We start from the raw sequence: 16238 nt of genomic DNA, 5'->3' as shown, positions 1-16238 counted from the left end.
CGGATTTTTTCATGTATGATACGCGCCCCATTTCGTTGCCCGACTGTCCGAGAACACCCCATGCAGCTCTCTTCGCTCACTGCGGTTTCCCCTGTTGACGGCCGCTACGCCGGCAAAACCCAGGCCCTGCGCCCGATTTTCAGCGAGTACGGCCTGATCCGTGCCCGCGTTCTGGTTGAAGTGCGCTGGCTCCAGCGCCTGGCCGCCCACGCCGGTATCCCGGAAGTGCCAGCCTTCTCCGCCGAGGCCAACGCCGTTCTGAATGAACTGGCTGAAAACTTCTCGCTGGAGCACGCCGAGCGCGTCAAAGAGATCGAACGCACCACCAACCACGACGTCAAGGCGATCGAATACCTGCTCAAGGAGCAGGCGGCCAAGCTGCCGGAGCTGGCCAAGGTCAGCGAGTTCATCCACTTTGCCTGCACCAGCGAAGACATCAACAACCTGTCCCACGCCCTGATGCTGCGCGAAGGCCGTGACGACGTAATGCTGCCGCTGATGCGCCAGACCGCCAACGCCATCCGCGAACTGGCGATCCGCTTCGCTGACGTGCCGATGCTGTCGCGCACCCACGGTCAACCGGCCTCGCCGACCACCTTGGGTAAAGAGCTGGCGAACGTGGTTTACCGTCTCGAGCGTCAGATCGCTCAGGTCGCTGCCGTTCCGCTGCTGGGCAAGATCAACGGCGCTGTCGGCAACTACAACGCGCACCTGTCGGCCTACCCGCAGATCGACTGGGAAGCCAACGCCCGCGCCTTCATCGAAGACGAGCTGGGCCTGGGCTTCAACCCGTACACCACGCAGATCGAACCGCACGACTACATCGCCGAGCTGTTCGACGCGATTGCGCGCTTCAATACCATCCTGATCGACTTCGACCGTGACATCTGGGGCTACATTTCCCTGGGTTACTTCAAGCAGCGCACCATCGCTGGCGAAATCGGTTCGTCGACCATGCCGCACAAGGTCAACCCGATCGACTTCGAAAACTCCGAAGGCAACCTGGGCATCGCCAACGCGCTGTTCCAGCACCTGGCGAGCAAACTGCCGATCTCCCGCTGGCAGCGCGACCTGACTGACTCCACCGTACTGCGTAACCTCGGTGTCGGCTTTGCCCACAGCGTGATCGCCTACGAAGCCAGCCTCAAAGGCATCAGCAAACTGGAGCTCAACGAGCAGAAGATTGCCGCTGACCTCGACGCTTGCTGGGAAGTCCTGGCTGAGCCGATCCAGACCGTAATGCGCCGCTACAACATTGAAAACCCGTACGAGAAACTGAAAGAACTGACGCGCGGCAAAGGCATCAGCCCGCAAGCGCTGCAGACTTTCATCGACGGCCTGGACATGCCAGCCGAAGCGAAAGCCGAGCTGAAACAGCTGACTCCGGCCAACTACATCGGCAACGCTGTAGCACAAGCCAAACGCATCTGATCGACCGCTTGACCCGTTTGAGACGCCCGGCCGCGCCGGGCGTTTTTATTCCCGTCTGAAAAGTGCTTTTTTTCAATAGGTTACATATGAATCCCGATATTCATCTTCAACTTCTGGGTGGCATCACGGCGCGCGAGTTCCTGCGCGACTACTGGCAGAAAAAGCCATTGCTGATCCGCCAGGCGATTCCTGACTTCGAAAGCCCGATCGACGCCGACGAACTGGCCGGCCTGGCCCTGGAAGAAGAAGTCGAATCGCGCCTGGTGATCGAACACGGCGAGCGCCCATGGGAACTGCGTCGCGGCCCGTTCGCTGAAGACGAGTTCAGCAAACTGCCGGAAACAGAGTGGACCCTGCTGGTGCAAGCAGTTGACCAGTTCGTCCCGGAAGTCAGCGAGCTGCTGGAAAACTTCCGTTTCCTGCCGAGCTGGCGCGTTGACGACGTGATGATCAGCTTTGCCGCCCCAGGCGGCAGCGTCGGTCCGCACTTTGACAACTACGACGTGTTCCTGCTGCAAGGCCACGGCAAGCGCAACTGGAAAATCGGCCAGATGTGCGACTCCGAAAGCCCGCTGCTGCAACACGCCGACCTGCGCATCCTCGCCGAATTCCACGAGACCGAAGAGTGGGTTCTGGAACCGGGCGACATGCTTTACCTGCCGCCGCGCCTGGCCCACTGCGGTGTAGCCGTGGACAACTGCATGACCTACTCGGTCGGCTTCCGTGCGCCGAGCGCTTCCGAAGTACTGACTCACTTCACCGATTTCCTCAGCCAGTTCCTGACTGACGAAGAGCGCTACACCGATGCCGACGCCAAGCCAGCCGTCGATCCGCATCAGATTCAGCACGATGCACTGGATCGCCTGAAAAGCCTGCTCGCCGAGCACATGAGCGATGAGCGCCTGCTGCTGACCTGGTTCGGCCAGTACATGACCGAGCCGCGCTACCCGGAACTGGTGGTCGGTCCGGAAGACGTCGAAGAAGATGACTTCCTCGCTGCCCTGCAAGACGGTGCCGTGCTGATCCGCAACCCGAGCGCGCGCCTGGCCTGGTCGGAAGTCGATGACGACCTGCTGCTGTTCGCCAGCGGCCAGAGCCGTTACCTGCCGGGCAAGCTGCGCGAGCTGCTGAAGATGATCTGCGCCGCCGACGCGCTGCACGCCGACAACCTCGGCGAGTGGCTGAACGACGAAGACGGCCGCGGCCTGCTGTGCGAGTTGGTCAAACAGGGCAGCCTGGGATTCGCCGATGAATAAGATTCGCGTACGTGTCGCAGACTGGCAGAAGGACATCGCCGAGATCCGGCGCATTCGTGAAACGGTGTTCATTGCCGAACAATCGGTGCCACCTGAGTTGGAATGGGACGCGGATGACGCGACCGCCGTGCATTTTCTGGCGTTCGAAGGCGACTTTCCGATCGGCACTGCGCGCCTGTTGCCTGATGGGCACATCGGTCGCGTTTCAGTGCTCAAAGACTGGCGCGGGATGAAGGTGGGCGATGCGCTGATGCAAGCAGTGATCGCCGAAGCTGAAGCCCGCGGGCTGAAGCAGCAGATGCTCAGCGCGCAGGTGCAAGCCACGGCGTTCTATGAGCGTCTGGGCTTCAAACTGGTCAGTGAGGAATTCCTCGAAGCCGGGATTCCGCATGTCGATATGGTTCGGCATTCGGCGTAAGACCGAGGCGCTCCTTTCGCGAGCAGGCTCGCTCCCACAGGATTTGCACTGAACCTGTGGGAGCGAGCCCGCTCGCGATAGCGGCGTCAAGAACACTCAAAACGCCCCGCCATCTCACGATGCCGGGGCGTTTTGCTGTCTACGATTCAACTTGCCCCACCCCGGGCCGACAAACTGGCAATATCAAGCCTTTCGAAAGCGGAGATAACGGACATGTCCCTACGCACCCTGCTCACCACCCTGCTGCTCGCCTGCAGTTTTTCGGTGATGGCAGCCACTGAAATCGTGCCCCTCAAGTACCGCACCAGCGCCGACATGCTGCCGATGGCGCAAGACTTCATCGGCAGGGACGGCCAGGTCAGCGCCTATGGCAACCAGCTGATCATCAAGGCCGAGCCAGACAAGATCCAGGAACTCAAAGCCCTGATCACTCAGCTCGACACCGCGCCCAAGCGCCTGCTGATCACCGTCGACACCAACGAGAACAACCAGCAGAACACCGGCGACCAACAGACCAGGATCATCAACTACAGCACCGCCAGCCGTGATGGCGGCATCCAGCAGGTACAGGCCAGCGAAGGCGCACCGGCACTGATCCAGGTCGGCCAGAGCGTGCCGATCACCAGCAGCCAGACCAACTCCTACGGCGATTACAGCAGCCAGACCCAATACCGCAACGTCACCCAGGGCTTCTACGTCACCGCCAGCGTCACCGGCGACATCGTTCACCTGGCAATCAGTACCAACCGTGACCGCATGAGCCAGGAACGTCCCGATGTAGTGAACGTGCAAAGTACCGACACAACCGTCAGCGGCCGGCTGGGAGAGTGGATCACCCTCGCCGGCATAAACCGCGAAACCCAGGCCGACAAACAGAGCCAGACCCGCAGCTACTCTACTCAAGGCCGGGATGACATGACTTTAAGGGTGAAAGTCGACACGCTGGACTAAAGCACCGAAAACTGACTGATTAGTCGTATTAGACGAAAGATGTAGTGCTTGAAAAAAAGCACTACAAAACGTTTGACGAGGCAAAAAAGCGAAGGCATGATGGCCTCGCTCCCGCTAATCAGAGGCCCTGGCAAGGGCCTTCGAAGCGATGTTTCGCACCTACCCCGCGAACCGCTTCGTGTCTGTACCGCCCACAAGGTGTGTTTGACGAGGTTGCCGACTGGAACGAAGTTGTCCCGAGGGACGGAAGCGTAATTAGGTAACCCGGCTTCACGCTGTAGTTCGTATAAAGGCCCACGACGCCCGAATGCGCTCCGCAGTGCGCCACTACCTGCTCACTTCCCCTCGAGCCCATCGTTCATCCCGTCGCCTACCCCGCCGAATCCGACTTGACCACCTAAGCTTCTGGTCAGCGAGCGCAGGAATTTTCCACCGCAGAACAACTTTTCATAAAGACGCGACGAGGTTTATCTCCATGGCACTGACACGCGAACAGCAAATTGCAGCCCTTGAAAAAGACTGGGCTGAAAACCCGCGCTGGAAAGGCGTGACTCGCACTTACTCCGCTGCTGACGTCGTCCGTCTGCGTGGCTCGGTTCAACCTGAGCACACCTTTGCGAAAATGGGCGCCGAGAAGCTGTGGAACCTGGTGACCCAGGGTGCCAAGCCGTCCTTCCGCCCAGAGAAAGATTTCGTCAACTGCATGGGCGCCCTGACCGGCGGCCAGGCTGTTCAGCAGGTTAAAGCCGGTATCCAGGCAATCTACCTGTCGGGCTGGCAGGTGGCTGCGGACAACAACTCCGCAGAATCGATGTACCCGGACCAGTCGCTGTACCCGGTGGATTCGGTTCCGACCGTGGTCAAGCGCATCAACAACTCGTTCCGTCGTGCTGACCAGATCCAGTGGAAAGCCGGCAAGAACCCGGGTGACGACGGCTACATCGACTACTTCGCGCCAATCGTGGCTGACGCTGAAGCCGGTTTCGGCGGCGTGCTGAACGCGTACGAGTTGATGAAGAGCATGATCGAAGCAGGTGCCGCCGGCGTTCACTTCGAAGACCAACTGGCTTCCGTGAAAAAATGCGGCCACATGGGCGGCAAAGTACTGGTTCCAACTCAGGAAGCCGTGCAGAAGCTGACCGCTGCACGCCTGGCGGCTGACGTTGCCGGCACGCCAACCATCATCCTGGCCCGTACCGACGCCAACGCTGCTGACCTGCTGACGTCCGACTGCGATCCGTACGACCAGCCGTTCGTAACTGGCGAGCGTACTCAGGAAGGCTTCTACAAGGTACGTGCCGGTCTGGATCAGGCAATCGCCCGTGGCCTGGCTTACGCGCCGTACGCCGACCTGATCTGGTGCGAAACCGCCAAGCCGGATCTGGAAGAAGCCCGTCGCTTCGCCGAGGCGATCAAGAAGGAATACCCGGACCAACTGCTGTCGTACAACTGCTCGCCTTCCTTCAACTGGAAGAAAAACCTGGACGACGCGACCATCGCCAAGTTCCAGCGCGAACTGTCCGCCATGGGTTACAAGCACCAGTTCATCACCCTGGCCGGCATTCACAACATGTGGCACAGCATGTTCAACCTGGCGCACGACTACGCCCGCAACGACATGACTGCCTACGTGAAGCTGCAGGAGCAGGAATTCGCTGACGCCGCCAAGGGTTACACCTTCGTGGCTCACCAGCAGGAAGTGGGCACTGGCTACTTCGACGACATGACCACCGTGATCCAGGGTGGCTCGTCCTCGGTCACCGCACTGACCGGTTCGACCGAAGAAGAACAGTTCCACTGATTCGGCTTCGCTGAGCAAACGGCCTTTGCGGATCGGATAAAAAGCTAACCGCAGAGCTGCACGACTGACGCCCCGACTGGTTCGGGGCGTTTTTTTGCCTTTGAAAACCTCACCGGCACCGCAAATCCCTTGTGGGAGCGAGCCTGCTCGCGAAGGCGCTGTGTGAGCTTGCATATGCAGTGACTGATCCACCGCTTTCGCGAGCAGGCTCGCTCCCACAGGAAAAGCGTCAGCCGCGACAAAAAACATTGATCCAGAGCGGTACCCGCGTCACAAAAAACCGGTAAAACGCTCGCCACCGCTACTTGCAGTAACGGGCATATAAGACAACTTTCCGATTACTGCACCGCTAAACAGTTACAAAACCACTCCAAACGATATCAATTATCATTTAGCAGCAACTATGTTCGTTACATTTCCCACAAAACATAATTCGCGTAAACCCGGCTAATGCCCGCAACGCATGGGCTGCAGGGCATTGGAGGTGCGCTATGTCCTTATTCCAATAAATAATTTCGCTATAGGAATTTTACTTGCTGGGTGTTTAGCCATAAAATCAGCCCGATTGATTGCTGCGACATATCGTCACTGCCTTATTTCTTTATCAAGCTCAGAGACCTTTGCTCTCTGTTAAGGATTACCAGCATGCCCGAAGCGACAGGACTCATGGCCCACAACTGGGGCTTTGCCATTTTCCTTCTGGGTGTAGTCGGCCTGTGTGCCTTCATGCTCGGCGTCTCCAGCCTCCTCGGGTCAAAAGCCTGGGGCCGCAGCAAAAACGAACCGTTCGAGTCCGGCATGCTACCTACCGGTGGCGCCCGCTTGCGGCTCTCAGCCAAATTCTATCTGGTCGCGATGCTGTTCGTGATCTTCGATATCGAAGCCCTCTTTCTCTTTGCATGGTCTGTGTCCGTCCGCGAAAGCGGCTGGACCGGATTCGTCGAAGCTCTCGTTTTCATAGCAATTCTGTTGGCAGGTCTTGTCTACCTGTTCCGAGTGGGCGCCCTTGACTGGGCTCCGGAAGCTCGTCGCAAGCGGCAGGCGAAGCTGAAACAATGAGGCTTTGGCAATGCAATACAATCTCACCAGAATCGACCCCGATGCTCCTAACGAGCAATATCCGATTGGCGAACGGGAAACTGTTTCCGATCCGTTAGAAGATCAAGTCCACAAAAACATTTTCATGGGCAAGCTCGAAGACGTGCTGAGTGGCGCGGTCAACTGGGGGCGTAAAAACTCCCTGTGGCCGTACAACTTCGGCCTTTCGTGCTGCTATGTGGAAATGACCACCGCCTTCACGGCGCCCCACGACATCGCGCGCTTTGGCGCCGAAGTTATCCGGGCATCACCGCGTCAGGCCGACTTCATGGTTATCGCCGGCACCTGCTTCATCAAGATGGCGCCGATCATTCAGCGTCTCTACGAGCAAATGCTCGAGCCGAAGTGGGTGATTTCCATGGGCTCGTGCGCCAACTCCGGTGGCATGTACGACATCTACTCCGTGGTTCAAGGGGTGGACAAGTTCCTGCCCGTGGACGTCTACGTACCTGGCTGCCCGCCCCGTCCAGAAGCATTTCTGCAAGGCTTGATGCTGTTGCAGGAATCGATTGGCCAGGAGCGTCGCCCACTGTCCTGGGTCGTTGGTGATCAAGGCGTTTATCGCGCCGACATGCCTTCGCAGAAAGAACAGCGCCGCGAACAGCGAATCGCAGTCACCAACCTGCGCAGCCCTGACGAAGTCTGATCCAGTCTGTTCTTACAAAGAAACGAGAAGCTGGCTTCATTCTTTACGTTGACCGAAAGCGAAAAAATAACCATGACTACAGGCAGCGCTCTGTACATCCCGCCTTATAAGGCAGACGACCAGGATGTGGTCGTCGAATTGAACAACCGTTTTGGCGCCGAAGCGTTCACCGCTCAGTCGACCCGCACCGGCATGCCGGTGCTGTGGGTGGCTCGCGCCAAACTTGTCGAAGTCCTGACCTTCCTGCGCAACCTGCCCAAGCCGTACGTCATGCTCTATGACCTGCACGGCGTGGACGAGCGTCTGCGCACCAAGCGTCAAGGGCTGCCGTCGGGCGCCGACTTCACCGTGTTCTATCACCTCATGTCGCTTGAGCGTAATAGTGACGTGATGATCAAAGTCGCCTTGTCCGAAAGCGACCTGAGCTTGCCGACCGTCACCAGCATCTGGCCGAACGCCAACTGGTACGAGCGTGAAGTCTGGGACATGTACGGCATCGACTTCAAAGGCCACCCGCACCTGTCGCGCATCATGATGCCGCCGACCTGGGAAGGTCACCCGTTGCGCAAGGACTTCCCGGCGCGCGCCACCGAATTCGATCCGTACAGCCTCAACCTCGCCAAGCAACAGCTTGAGGAAGAAGCCGCGCGCTTCCGTCCTGAAGACTGGGGCATGAAGCGTTCCGGTGCCAACGAGGACTACATGTTCCTCAACCTCGGCCCGAACCACCCTTCCGCGCACGGTGCTTTCCGCATCATTCTGCAACTGGACGGTGAAGAGATCGTCGACTGCGTGCCGGACATCGGTTACCACCACCGTGGTGCCGAGAAGATGGCCGAGCGTCAGTCCTGGCACAGTTTCATCCCTTACACCGACCGTATCGACTACCTCGGCGGCGTGATGAACAACCTGCCGTACGTGCTCTCGGTCGAGAAGCTGGCCGGCATCAAGGTGCCCGAGAAGGTCGACGTCATCCGCATCATGATGGCCGAGTTCTTCCGGATCACCAGCCACCTGCTGTTCCTGGGGACTTACATCCAGGACGTCGGCGCCATGACTCCGGTGTTCTTCACCTTCACCGACCGCCAGAAGGCGTACACGGTGATTGAAGCCATTACCGGTTTCCGTCTGCACCCGGCCTGGTACCGCATTGGCGGTGTTGCCCACGACCTGCCGCGCGGCTGGGACAAACTGGTGAAAGACTTCGTTGAATGGCTGCCAAAGCGCCTCGACGAATACACCAAGGCTGCCCTGCAGAACAGCATCCTCAAGGGCCGTACCATCGGCGTCGCCCAGTACAACACCAAAGAGGCCCTGGAATGGGGCGTCACCGGTGCCGGCCTGCGTTCGACCGGTTGCGACTTCGACCTGCGTAAAGCGCGTCCGTACTCCGGCTACGAGAACTTCGAGTTCGAAGTTCCGCTGGCTGCCAACGGCGATGCCTACGACCGCTGCATGGTCCGCGTCGAAGAGATGCGCCAGAGCATCAAGATCATCGACCAGTGCCTGCGCAACATGCCGGAAGGCCCGTACAAGGCGGATCACCCGCTGACCACGCCGCCGCCGAAAGAGCGCACGCTGCAGCACATCGAAACCCTGATCACGCACTTCCTGCAAGTTTCGTGGGGCCCGGTCATGCCGGCCAACGAATCCTTCCAGATGATCGAAGCGACCAAGGGCATCAACAGTTATTACCTGACGAGCGACGGCGGCACCATGAGCTACCGTACCCGGATCCGCACTCCGAGCTTCCCGCATCTGCAACAGATCCCTTCGGTGATCAAAGGCAGCATGGTCGCGGACTTGATTGCGTACCTGGGTAGTATCGACTTCGTTATGGCCGACGTGGACCGCTAAGCATGAACAGCACGCTTATCCAGACAGACCGTTTCACCTTGAGTGAAACCGAGCGCTCGGCCATCGAGCACGAGCTGCATCACTACGAAGACCCGCGCGCGGCGTCGATCGAGGCCCTGAAGATCGTTCAGAAAGAACGCGGCTGGGTGCCGGATGGCGCCCTGTACGCGATCGGCGAGATCCTCGGCATCCCGGCCAGCGACGTTGAAGGTGTGGCGACATTCTACAGCCAGATCTTCCGTCAGCCGGTTGGCCGTCACATCATTCGCGTCTGCGACAGCATGGTCTGCTACATCGGTGGCCACGAGTCGGTGGTCAGCGAAATCCAGAACAATCTGGGCATCGGCCTGGGTCAGACCACCGCCGACGGTCGTTTCACCCTGCTGCCTGTCTGCTGCCTCGGCAACTGCGACAAGGCACCGGCGCTGATGATCGACGACGACACCTTTGGCGACGTGCAGCCTGCTGGCGTGGCCAAACTGCTCGAGGGCTACGTATGACCCTGACATCTTTCGGTCCTGCCAACCGCATCCAGCGTTCGGCCGAGACTCACCCGCTGACCTGGCGTCTGCGTGACGACGGCGAAGCCGTGTGGCTCGACGAATACCAGGCCAAGAACGGTTACGCCGCTGCGCGCAAAGCCTTCGCCGACATGGATCAGGACGCCATCGTCCAGACCGTGAAAGACGCTGGCCTCAAAGGTCGCGGCGGTGCAGGCTTCCCCACGGGCGTGAAGTGGGGCCTGATGCCCAAAGACGAATCCATCAACATCCGCTACCTGCTGTGCAACGCGGATGAAATGGAACCGAACACCTGGAAAGACCGCATGCTGATGGAGCAACTGCCCCATCTGCTGATCGAAGGCATGCTGATCAGTGCCCGCGCACTGAAAACCTACCGTGGCTACATCTTCCTGCGTGGCGAGTACACCACCGCCGCCAAGCACCTCAACCGTGCCGTGGAAGAAGCCAAGGCAGCCGGCCTGCTGGGCAAGAACATCCTGGGCAGCGGCTTCGATTTCGAGCTGTTCGTCCACACCGGCGCCGGGCGTTACATCTGCGGTGAAGAAACCGCACTGATCAACTCCCTTGAAGGCCGCCGCGCCAACCCGCGCTCCAAGCCGCCCTTCCCTGCCGCCGTGGGCGTGTGGGGCAAGCCGACGTGCGTGAACAACGTAGAAACCCTGTGCAACGTGCCGGCAATCATTGCCGACGGTGTTGACTGGTACAAATCGTTGGCTCGCGAAGGCAGTGAAGACATGGGCACCAAGCTCATGGGCTTCTCCGGCAAGGTCAAGAACCCTGGCCTGTGGGAACTGCCATTCGGCGTCACCGGTCGCGAGCTGTTCGAAGATTACGCCGGCGGCATGCGCGACGGCTTCAAGCTCAAGGCCTGGCAGCCAGGTGGGGCCGGTACCGGTTTCCTGTTGCCGGAGCACCTCGACGCACAAATGTACGCCGGCGGCATCGCCAAAGTGGGCACCCGGATGGGTACCGGCCTGGCCATGGCGGTGGACGACAGCGTCAACATGGTCTCCCTGCTGCGCAACATGGAGCAGTTCTTCGCTCGCGAGTCGTGCGGCTTCTGCACCCCGTGCCGCGATGGTTTGCCATGGAGCGTCAAGCTCTTGATGGCCATCGAACAAGGCCGCGGTCAGCCAGGTGACATCGAGACCTTGCTGGGTCTGGTCAACTTCCTCGGCCCAGGCAAGACCTTCTGTGCTCACGCACCGGGTGCCGTGGAGCCGTTGGGCAGTGCCATCAAATACTTCCGTCCAGAGTTCGAAGCCGGTATCGCGCCTGCAAGCGCCGCCGTCCCGCCTCTGGCAAGGCCGATTGTAGTCGGCGCGTAAACGCTTAAAAAGGCGAAGGGTCCGTGCCCTTCGCCTTTCGTCCGATGACGCCTTTCGGGGCTGACTGGATTCGGACGAATAACAAGATTCCATTAGCCACGCCCGCTGACACCGGGCCAACGAAGACCTTTGAACCATGGCCACTATCCACGTAGACGGCAAAGCGCTCGAAGTCGACGGGGCAGACAACCTGTTACAGGCATGTCTGTCGCTGGGCCTCGACATCCCTTATTTCTGCTGGCACCCCGCGCTTGGTAGCGTCGGGGCCTGCCGCCAGTGCGCGGTCAAGCAGTACACCGACGAGAACGACACCCGTGGTCGCATCGTCATGTCCTGCATGACGCCTGCCACCGACAACACCTGGATCTCCATCGACGACGATGAGTCCAAGGCGTTCCGCGCCAGTGTTGTCGAATGGCTGATGACCAACCACCCGCACGACTGCCCAGTGTGCGAAGAAGGCGGTCACTGCCACCTGCAAGACATGACCGTGATGACCGGCCACAACGAGCGCCGTTATCGCTTCACCAAACGCACCCACCAGAACCAGCAACTGGGCCCGTTCATTTCCCACGAAATGAACCGCTGCATCGCCTGCTACCGCTGCGTGCGTTTCTACAAGGATTACGCCGGCGGCACCGACCTCGGTGTATTCGGCGCCCACGACAACGTGTACTTCGGTCGCGTTGAAGACGGCACCCTCGAAAGCGAGTTCTCCGGCAACCTCACCGAGGTCTGCCCGACCGGCGTGTTCACCGACAAGACTCACTCCGAGCGCTACAACCGCAAGTGGGACATGCAGTTCTCGCCGAGCATCTGCCATGGCTGCTCCAGCGGTTGCAACATTTCTCCGGGCGAGCGTTACGGCGAACTGCGTCGCATCGAAAACCGTTTCAACGGTTCGGTGAACCAGTACTTCCTGTGCGACCGTGGCCGTTTCGGTTATGGCTACGTCAACCGCACCGACCGTCCACGTCAGCCGCTGCTGGCCGACGGCACCAAGCTGGGCCTCGACGCTGCGCTGGATAAAGCCGCTGATCTGCTGCGCGGCCGCAACATCGTCGGTATCGGTTCGCCGCGTGCCAGCCTCGAAAGCAACTACGCGTTGCGTGAACTGGTCGGCGCCGAGCACTTCTACTCCGGTATCGAAGCATCCGAACTGGAGCGTATCCGCCTGGTTCTGCAAGTGTTGAAAGACAGCCCGCTGCCTGTGCCGAACATGCGCGACATCGAAGACCACGACGCGGTATTCGTGCTCGGTGAAGACCTGACCCAGACCGCTGCCCGTATGGCCCTGGCCCTGCGTCAATCGGTCAAGGGCAAAGCCGAAGACATGGCCGAAGCCATGCGCGTTCAGCCTTGGCTCGACGCGGCAGTGAAGAACATCGGTCAGCACGCGCTGAACCCGCTGTTCATCGCCAGCCTGGCTGAAACCAAGCTCGACGACATCGCTGAAGAATGCGTACACGCAGCGCCTGACGATCTGGCGCGCATCGGTTTCGCCGTGGCTCACGCCCTGGACGCCAGCGCACCAGCCGTTGAAGGTCTGGACGCCGAAGCACTGGAACTGGCCAAGCGCATTGCTGATGCCCTGCTCGCGGCAAAACGTCCGCTGATCATCGCCGGTACTTCGCTGGGTTCCAAAGCCTTGATCGAAGCCGCCGCGAACATCGCCAAGGCCCTGAAGCTGCGCGAGAAGAACGGTTCGATCAGCCTGATCGTGCCGGAAGCCAACAGCCTCGGCCTGGCCATGCTCGGTGGCGAATCGGTCGACGCGGCGCTGCAAGCGGTCATCGACGGCAAAGCAGACGCCATCGTCGTGCTGGAAAACGATCTGTACACCCGCACCTCGAAAGCCAAGGTCGATGCGGCATTGAACGCGGCGAAAGTCGTGATCGTTGCCGACCACCAGAAGACCGCCACCACCGATCGCGCTCAACTGGTTCTGCCAGCGGCAAGCTTTGCTGAAGGCGACGGTACGCTGGTCAGCCAGGAAGGTCGCGCCCAGCGCTTCTTCCAGGTTTTCGATCCGCAGTACATGGATGCGAGCATCCTGGTTCACGAAGGCTGGCGCTGGCTGCACGCCCTGCGCGCGACCCTGCTGAACCAGCCAATCGACTGGACGCAACTCGACCACGTTACCGCTGCCGTGGCCTCGAGCACTGAGCAACTGGCGCGTATCGTTGATGCCGCTCCGTCTGCCGCGTTCCGCATCAAGGGTCTGAAACTGGCGCGTGAGCCGCTGCGCTACTCCGGTCGCACCGCAATGCGCGCCGACATCAGCGTTCACGAACCACGCACTCCGCAGGACAAAGACACCGCGTTCGCCTTCTCCATGGAAGGTTACTCGGGTTCGGTTGAGCCGCGTCAGCAGGTTCCTTTCGCCTGGTCGCCAGGCTGGAACTCGCCGCAAGCCTGGAACAAGTTCCAGGACGAAGTCGGTGGTCACCTGCGCGCTGGCGATCCGGGCACTCGCCTGATCGAAAGCACTGGCGACTCGCTGAGCTGGTTCGCTGCCGCTCCGCGTGCGTTCAACCCGGCGCCGGGCACCTGGCAAGCCGTGCCGTTCTACCACCTGTTCGGCAGCGACGAAAACTCGTCGAAAGCCGCGCCGGTTCAAGAGCGCATCCCGGCTGCTTATGTTGCTCTGGCGAAATCCGAAGCAGATCGCCTGGGCGTCAACGACGGTGCCCTGCTGAGCCTGAACGTGGCCGGTCAGACCCTGCGTCTGCCGCTGCGCATCAATGAAGAACTGGGCGCTGGTCTGGTGGCCTTGCCTGCGGGCATCGCCGGCATTCCACCGGCATTCGCCGGCGTGTCCGTCGACGGTCTGCAGGAGGCAGCGCAATGACCTGGTTCACCCCTGAAGTGATCGATGTGATCCTGACGGTCATCAAAGCCATCGTGATTCTGCTGGCCGTTGTGGTCGCAGGCGCGTTGCTCAGCTTTGTCGAACGTCGCCTGCTGGGCTGGTGGCAGGACCGTTACGGCCCGAACCGCGTTGGTCCGTTCGGCATGTTCCAGATCGCCGCCGACATGCTCAAGATGTTCTTCAAGGAAGACTGGACCCCGCCGTTTGCCGATAAAGTGATCTTCACTTTGGCGCCGGTGGTGGCCATGTCCGCCCTGCTGATCGCCTTCGCGATCATCCCGATCACCCCGACCTGGGGCGTGGCGGATCTGAACATCGGCCTGCTGTTCTTCTTCGCCATGGCCGGCCTGTCGGTCTACGCGGTGCTGTTCGCCGGCTGGTCGAGTAACAACAAGTTCGCCCTGCTCGGCAGCTTGCGTGCCTCGGCGCAGACCGTGTCCTACGAAGTGTTCATGGGCCTGGCCCTGATGGGCATCGTGGTGCAGGTCGGCTCGTTCAACATGCGCGACATCGTCGAGTACCAGGCGCAGAACCTGTGGTTCATCATTCCGCAGTTCTTCGGCTTCTGTACCTTCTTCATCGCTGGCGTGGCTGTGACTCACCGTCACCCGTTCGACCAGCCGGAAGCGGAACAGGAACTGGCCGACGGTTACCACATTGAATACGCCGGTATGAAATGGGGCATGTTCTTCGTCGGTGAATACATCGGCATCATCCTGATCTCGGCGCTGCTGGTCACCCTGTTCTTCGGTGGCTGGCACGGTCCGTTCGGCATCCTGCCGCAACTGTCCTTCGTCTGGTTCGCACTGAAGACCGCGTTCTTCATCATGCTGTTCATCCTGCTGCGCGCTTCCATCCCGCGTCCGCGTTATGACCAGGTGATGGATTTCAGCTGGAAATTCTGCCTGCCACTGACCCTGATCAATTTGCTGATAACCGCTGCGGTTGTGTTGTGGAACACACCTGCGGTTGCGGTTCAGTGAGGATTTGACCCATGTTCAAATATATTGGCGACATCGTTAAGGGTACCGGTACCCAGTTGCGCAGCCTGGTCATGGTCTTCGGCCATGGCTTTCGCAAGCGCGACACCCTGCAATACCCGGAAGAAGCGGTCTATCTGCCGCCACGCTACCGTGGCCGTATTGTCCTGACCCGCGACCCCGATGGCGAAGAGCGTTGCGTAGCCTGCAACCTGTGCGCCGTGGCTTGCCCGGTCGGTTGCATCTCGCTGCAAAAAGCTGAAACCGAAGACGGTCGCTGGTACCCGGACTTCTTCCGTATCAACTTCTCGCGCTGCATTTTCTGCGGTCTCTGCGAGGAAGCCTGTCCGACCACCGCAATCCAGCTGACCCCGGATTTCGAGATGGCCGAGTTCAAACGTCAGGACCTGGTGTACGAGAAAGAAGATCTGCTGATCTCCGGCCCCGGCAAAAACCCTGATTACAACTTCTATCGTGTTGCAGGTATGGCAATCGCTGGCAAGCCGAAAGGCTCTGCGCAGAACGAAGCCGAACCGATCAACGTGAAGAGCTTGCTGCCTTAAGGAAGAACGATGGAATTCGCTTTCTATTTCGCATCGGGTATCGCGGTTGTGTCCACGCTACGTGTGGTCACCAACACCAACCCTGTGCATGCCCTGCTCTACCTGATCATCTCGTTGATCGCCGTGGCCATGACCTTCTTCGCACTCGGCGCACCGTTCGCCGGCGTGCTGGAAGTGATCGCCTACGCTGGCGCCATCATGGTGCTGTTCGTGTTCGTGGTGATGATGCTGAACCTGGGCCCAGCCTCGGTTCAGCAGGAACGCAGCTGGCTCAAGCCCGGTATCTGGGCGGGGCCGGTGATTCTCGCCGCCCTGCTGCTCGCCGAACTGCTGTATGTACTGTTCGCTCACCAGAGCGGTCAGGCCATCGGCCACACCACCGTGGACGCGAAAGCCGTGGGCATCAGCCTGTTCGGCCCGTACCTGCTGGTGGTCGAACTCGCCTCGATGCTGCTGCTCGCCGCAGCCGTCACGGCGTTCCATTTGGGCCGTAACGAGGCGAAGGAGTAAGAC

General features: G+C 60.0%; 14 protein-coding genes. All 14 read left to right on the top strand.

All coding sequences use genetic code 11. From position 1 onward, the window contains the following. The first annotated feature begins 60 nt into the window (after positions 1–60). The 14 genes from purB (at position 61) to nuoJ (ending at position 16235) form a co-directional block, all read left to right on the top strand. A complete protein-coding gene (purB, locus tag AC1UK9_RS11110) occupies positions 61–1431 on the top strand; it encodes an adenylosuccinate lyase (protein ID WP_473015226.1) in 1371 nt (456 codons plus the stop codon). Positions 1432–1517: 86 nt separating this feature from the next. Further along, complete coding sequence (locus AC1UK9_RS11105) at positions 1518–2687, top strand: ribosomal protein uL16 3-hydroxylase (protein ID WP_482580060.1); 1170 nt, start codon at positions 1518–1520, stop codon at positions 2685–2687. Further along, entirely contained in the window at positions 2680–3105 is a 426-nt protein-coding gene (locus AC1UK9_RS11100) for a GNAT family N-acetyltransferase (protein WP_473015224.1), read from the top strand. Before AC1UK9_RS11105 ends, AC1UK9_RS11100 begins: the two co-directional genes overlap by 8 nt. Before the next feature lie 213 nt (positions 3106–3318). Beyond that, the gene (locus AC1UK9_RS11095; protein WP_482580059.1) at positions 3319–4056 is read left to right on the top strand and encodes a secretin N-terminal domain-containing protein; all 738 of its coding nucleotides are present in this window, start codon (positions 3319–3321) and stop codon (positions 4054–4056) included. A 475-nt stretch (positions 4057–4531) separates the two neighbouring features. Beyond that, on the top strand, positions 4532–5857 hold the full coding sequence (gene aceA, locus AC1UK9_RS11090) for an isocitrate lyase (protein ID WP_016775277.1): 1326 nt from the start codon (positions 4532–4534) through the stop codon (positions 5855–5857). 645 nt (positions 5858–6502) lie between these two features. Continuing rightward, positions 6503–6916 (top strand): NADH-quinone oxidoreductase subunit A, encoded by a 414-nt coding sequence (locus AC1UK9_RS11085; RefSeq protein WP_003223812.1) that lies wholly within the window; start codon positions 6503–6505, stop codon positions 6914–6916. A gap of 10 nt (positions 6917–6926) precedes the next feature. Then, positions 6927–7601, top strand: a complete 675-nt coding sequence (locus tag AC1UK9_RS11080; RefSeq protein ID WP_003223809.1) for a NuoB/complex I 20 kDa subunit family protein — start codon at positions 6927–6929, stop codon at positions 7599–7601. A 72-nt stretch (positions 7602–7673) separates the two neighbouring features. Beyond that, a complete protein-coding gene (gene nuoC, locus AC1UK9_RS11075) occupies positions 7674–9458 on the top strand; it encodes an NADH-quinone oxidoreductase subunit C/D (RefSeq protein ID WP_482580056.1) in 1785 nt (594 codons plus the stop codon). A 2-nt stretch (positions 9459–9460) separates the two neighbouring features. Continuing rightward, on the top strand, positions 9461–9958 hold the full coding sequence (nuoE, locus tag AC1UK9_RS11070) for an NADH-quinone oxidoreductase subunit NuoE (RefSeq protein WP_003223804.1): 498 nt from the start codon (positions 9461–9463) through the stop codon (positions 9956–9958). Further along, on the top strand, positions 9955–11310 hold the full coding sequence (gene nuoF, locus AC1UK9_RS11065) for an NADH-quinone oxidoreductase subunit NuoF (RefSeq protein WP_025108993.1): 1356 nt from the start codon (positions 9955–9957) through the stop codon (positions 11308–11310). The genes nuoE and nuoF overlap by 4 nt, the downstream gene beginning before the upstream one ends. A gap of 136 nt (positions 11311–11446) precedes the next feature. Continuing rightward, positions 11447–14161, top strand: coding sequence for an NADH-quinone oxidoreductase subunit NuoG (nuoG, locus tag AC1UK9_RS11060; RefSeq protein WP_482580053.1), 2715 nt, complete (start codon positions 11447–11449; stop codon positions 14159–14161). After that, the gene (gene nuoH, locus AC1UK9_RS11055; protein ID WP_007964859.1) at positions 14158–15165 is read left to right on the top strand and encodes an NADH-quinone oxidoreductase subunit NuoH; all 1008 of its coding nucleotides are present in this window, start codon (positions 14158–14160) and stop codon (positions 15163–15165) included. Before nuoG ends, nuoH begins: the two co-directional genes overlap by 4 nt. An 11-nt stretch (positions 15166–15176) precedes the next feature. After that, the gene (gene nuoI / locus AC1UK9_RS11050; RefSeq protein ID WP_007920177.1) at positions 15177–15725 is read left to right on the top strand and encodes an NADH-quinone oxidoreductase subunit NuoI; all 549 of its coding nucleotides are present in this window, start codon (positions 15177–15179) and stop codon (positions 15723–15725) included. Positions 15726–15734: 9 nt separating this feature from the next. After that, complete coding sequence (gene nuoJ / locus AC1UK9_RS11045) at positions 15735–16235, top strand: NADH-quinone oxidoreductase subunit J (protein ID WP_025108991.1); 501 nt, start codon at positions 15735–15737, stop codon at positions 16233–16235. Positions 16236–16238: the final 3 nt, after the last annotated feature.

Source organism: Pseudomonas sp. AK-TSAG1-1, from assembly GCF_056821665.1.
Note: the sequence above shows the minus strand (reverse complement) of the source record. Positions and strands in the feature narration are given on the sequence as shown.

Coding starts and splice junctions, on each gene's coding strand:
- purB (WP_473015226.1), top strand. CDS start 61: ATGCAGCTCTCTTCGCTCACTGCGGTTTCCCCTGTTGACGGCCGCTAC.
- AC1UK9_RS11105 (WP_482580060.1), top strand. CDS start 1,518: ATGAATCCCGATATTCATCTTCAACTTCTGGGTGGCATCACGGCGCGC.
- AC1UK9_RS11100 (WP_473015224.1), top strand. CDS start 2,680: ATGAATAAGATTCGCGTACGTGTCGCAGACTGGCAGAAGGACATCGCC.
- AC1UK9_RS11095 (WP_482580059.1), top strand. CDS start 3,319: ATGTCCCTACGCACCCTGCTCACCACCCTGCTGCTCGCCTGCAGTTTT.
- aceA (WP_016775277.1), top strand. CDS start 4,532: ATGGCACTGACACGCGAACAGCAAATTGCAGCCCTTGAAAAAGACTGG.
- AC1UK9_RS11085 (WP_003223812.1), top strand. CDS start 6,503: ATGCCCGAAGCGACAGGACTCATGGCCCACAACTGGGGCTTTGCCATT.
- AC1UK9_RS11080 (WP_003223809.1), top strand. CDS start 6,927: ATGCAATACAATCTCACCAGAATCGACCCCGATGCTCCTAACGAGCAA.
- nuoC (WP_482580056.1), top strand. CDS start 7,674: ATGACTACAGGCAGCGCTCTGTACATCCCGCCTTATAAGGCAGACGAC.
- nuoE (WP_003223804.1), top strand. CDS start 9,461: ATGAACAGCACGCTTATCCAGACAGACCGTTTCACCTTGAGTGAAACC.
- nuoF (WP_025108993.1), top strand. CDS start 9,955: ATGACCCTGACATCTTTCGGTCCTGCCAACCGCATCCAGCGTTCGGCC.
- nuoG (WP_482580053.1), top strand. CDS start 11,447: ATGGCCACTATCCACGTAGACGGCAAAGCGCTCGAAGTCGACGGGGCA.
- nuoH (WP_007964859.1), top strand. CDS start 14,158: ATGACCTGGTTCACCCCTGAAGTGATCGATGTGATCCTGACGGTCATC.
- nuoI (WP_007920177.1), top strand. CDS start 15,177: ATGTTCAAATATATTGGCGACATCGTTAAGGGTACCGGTACCCAGTTG.
- nuoJ (WP_025108991.1), top strand. CDS start 15,735: ATGGAATTCGCTTTCTATTTCGCATCGGGTATCGCGGTTGTGTCCACG.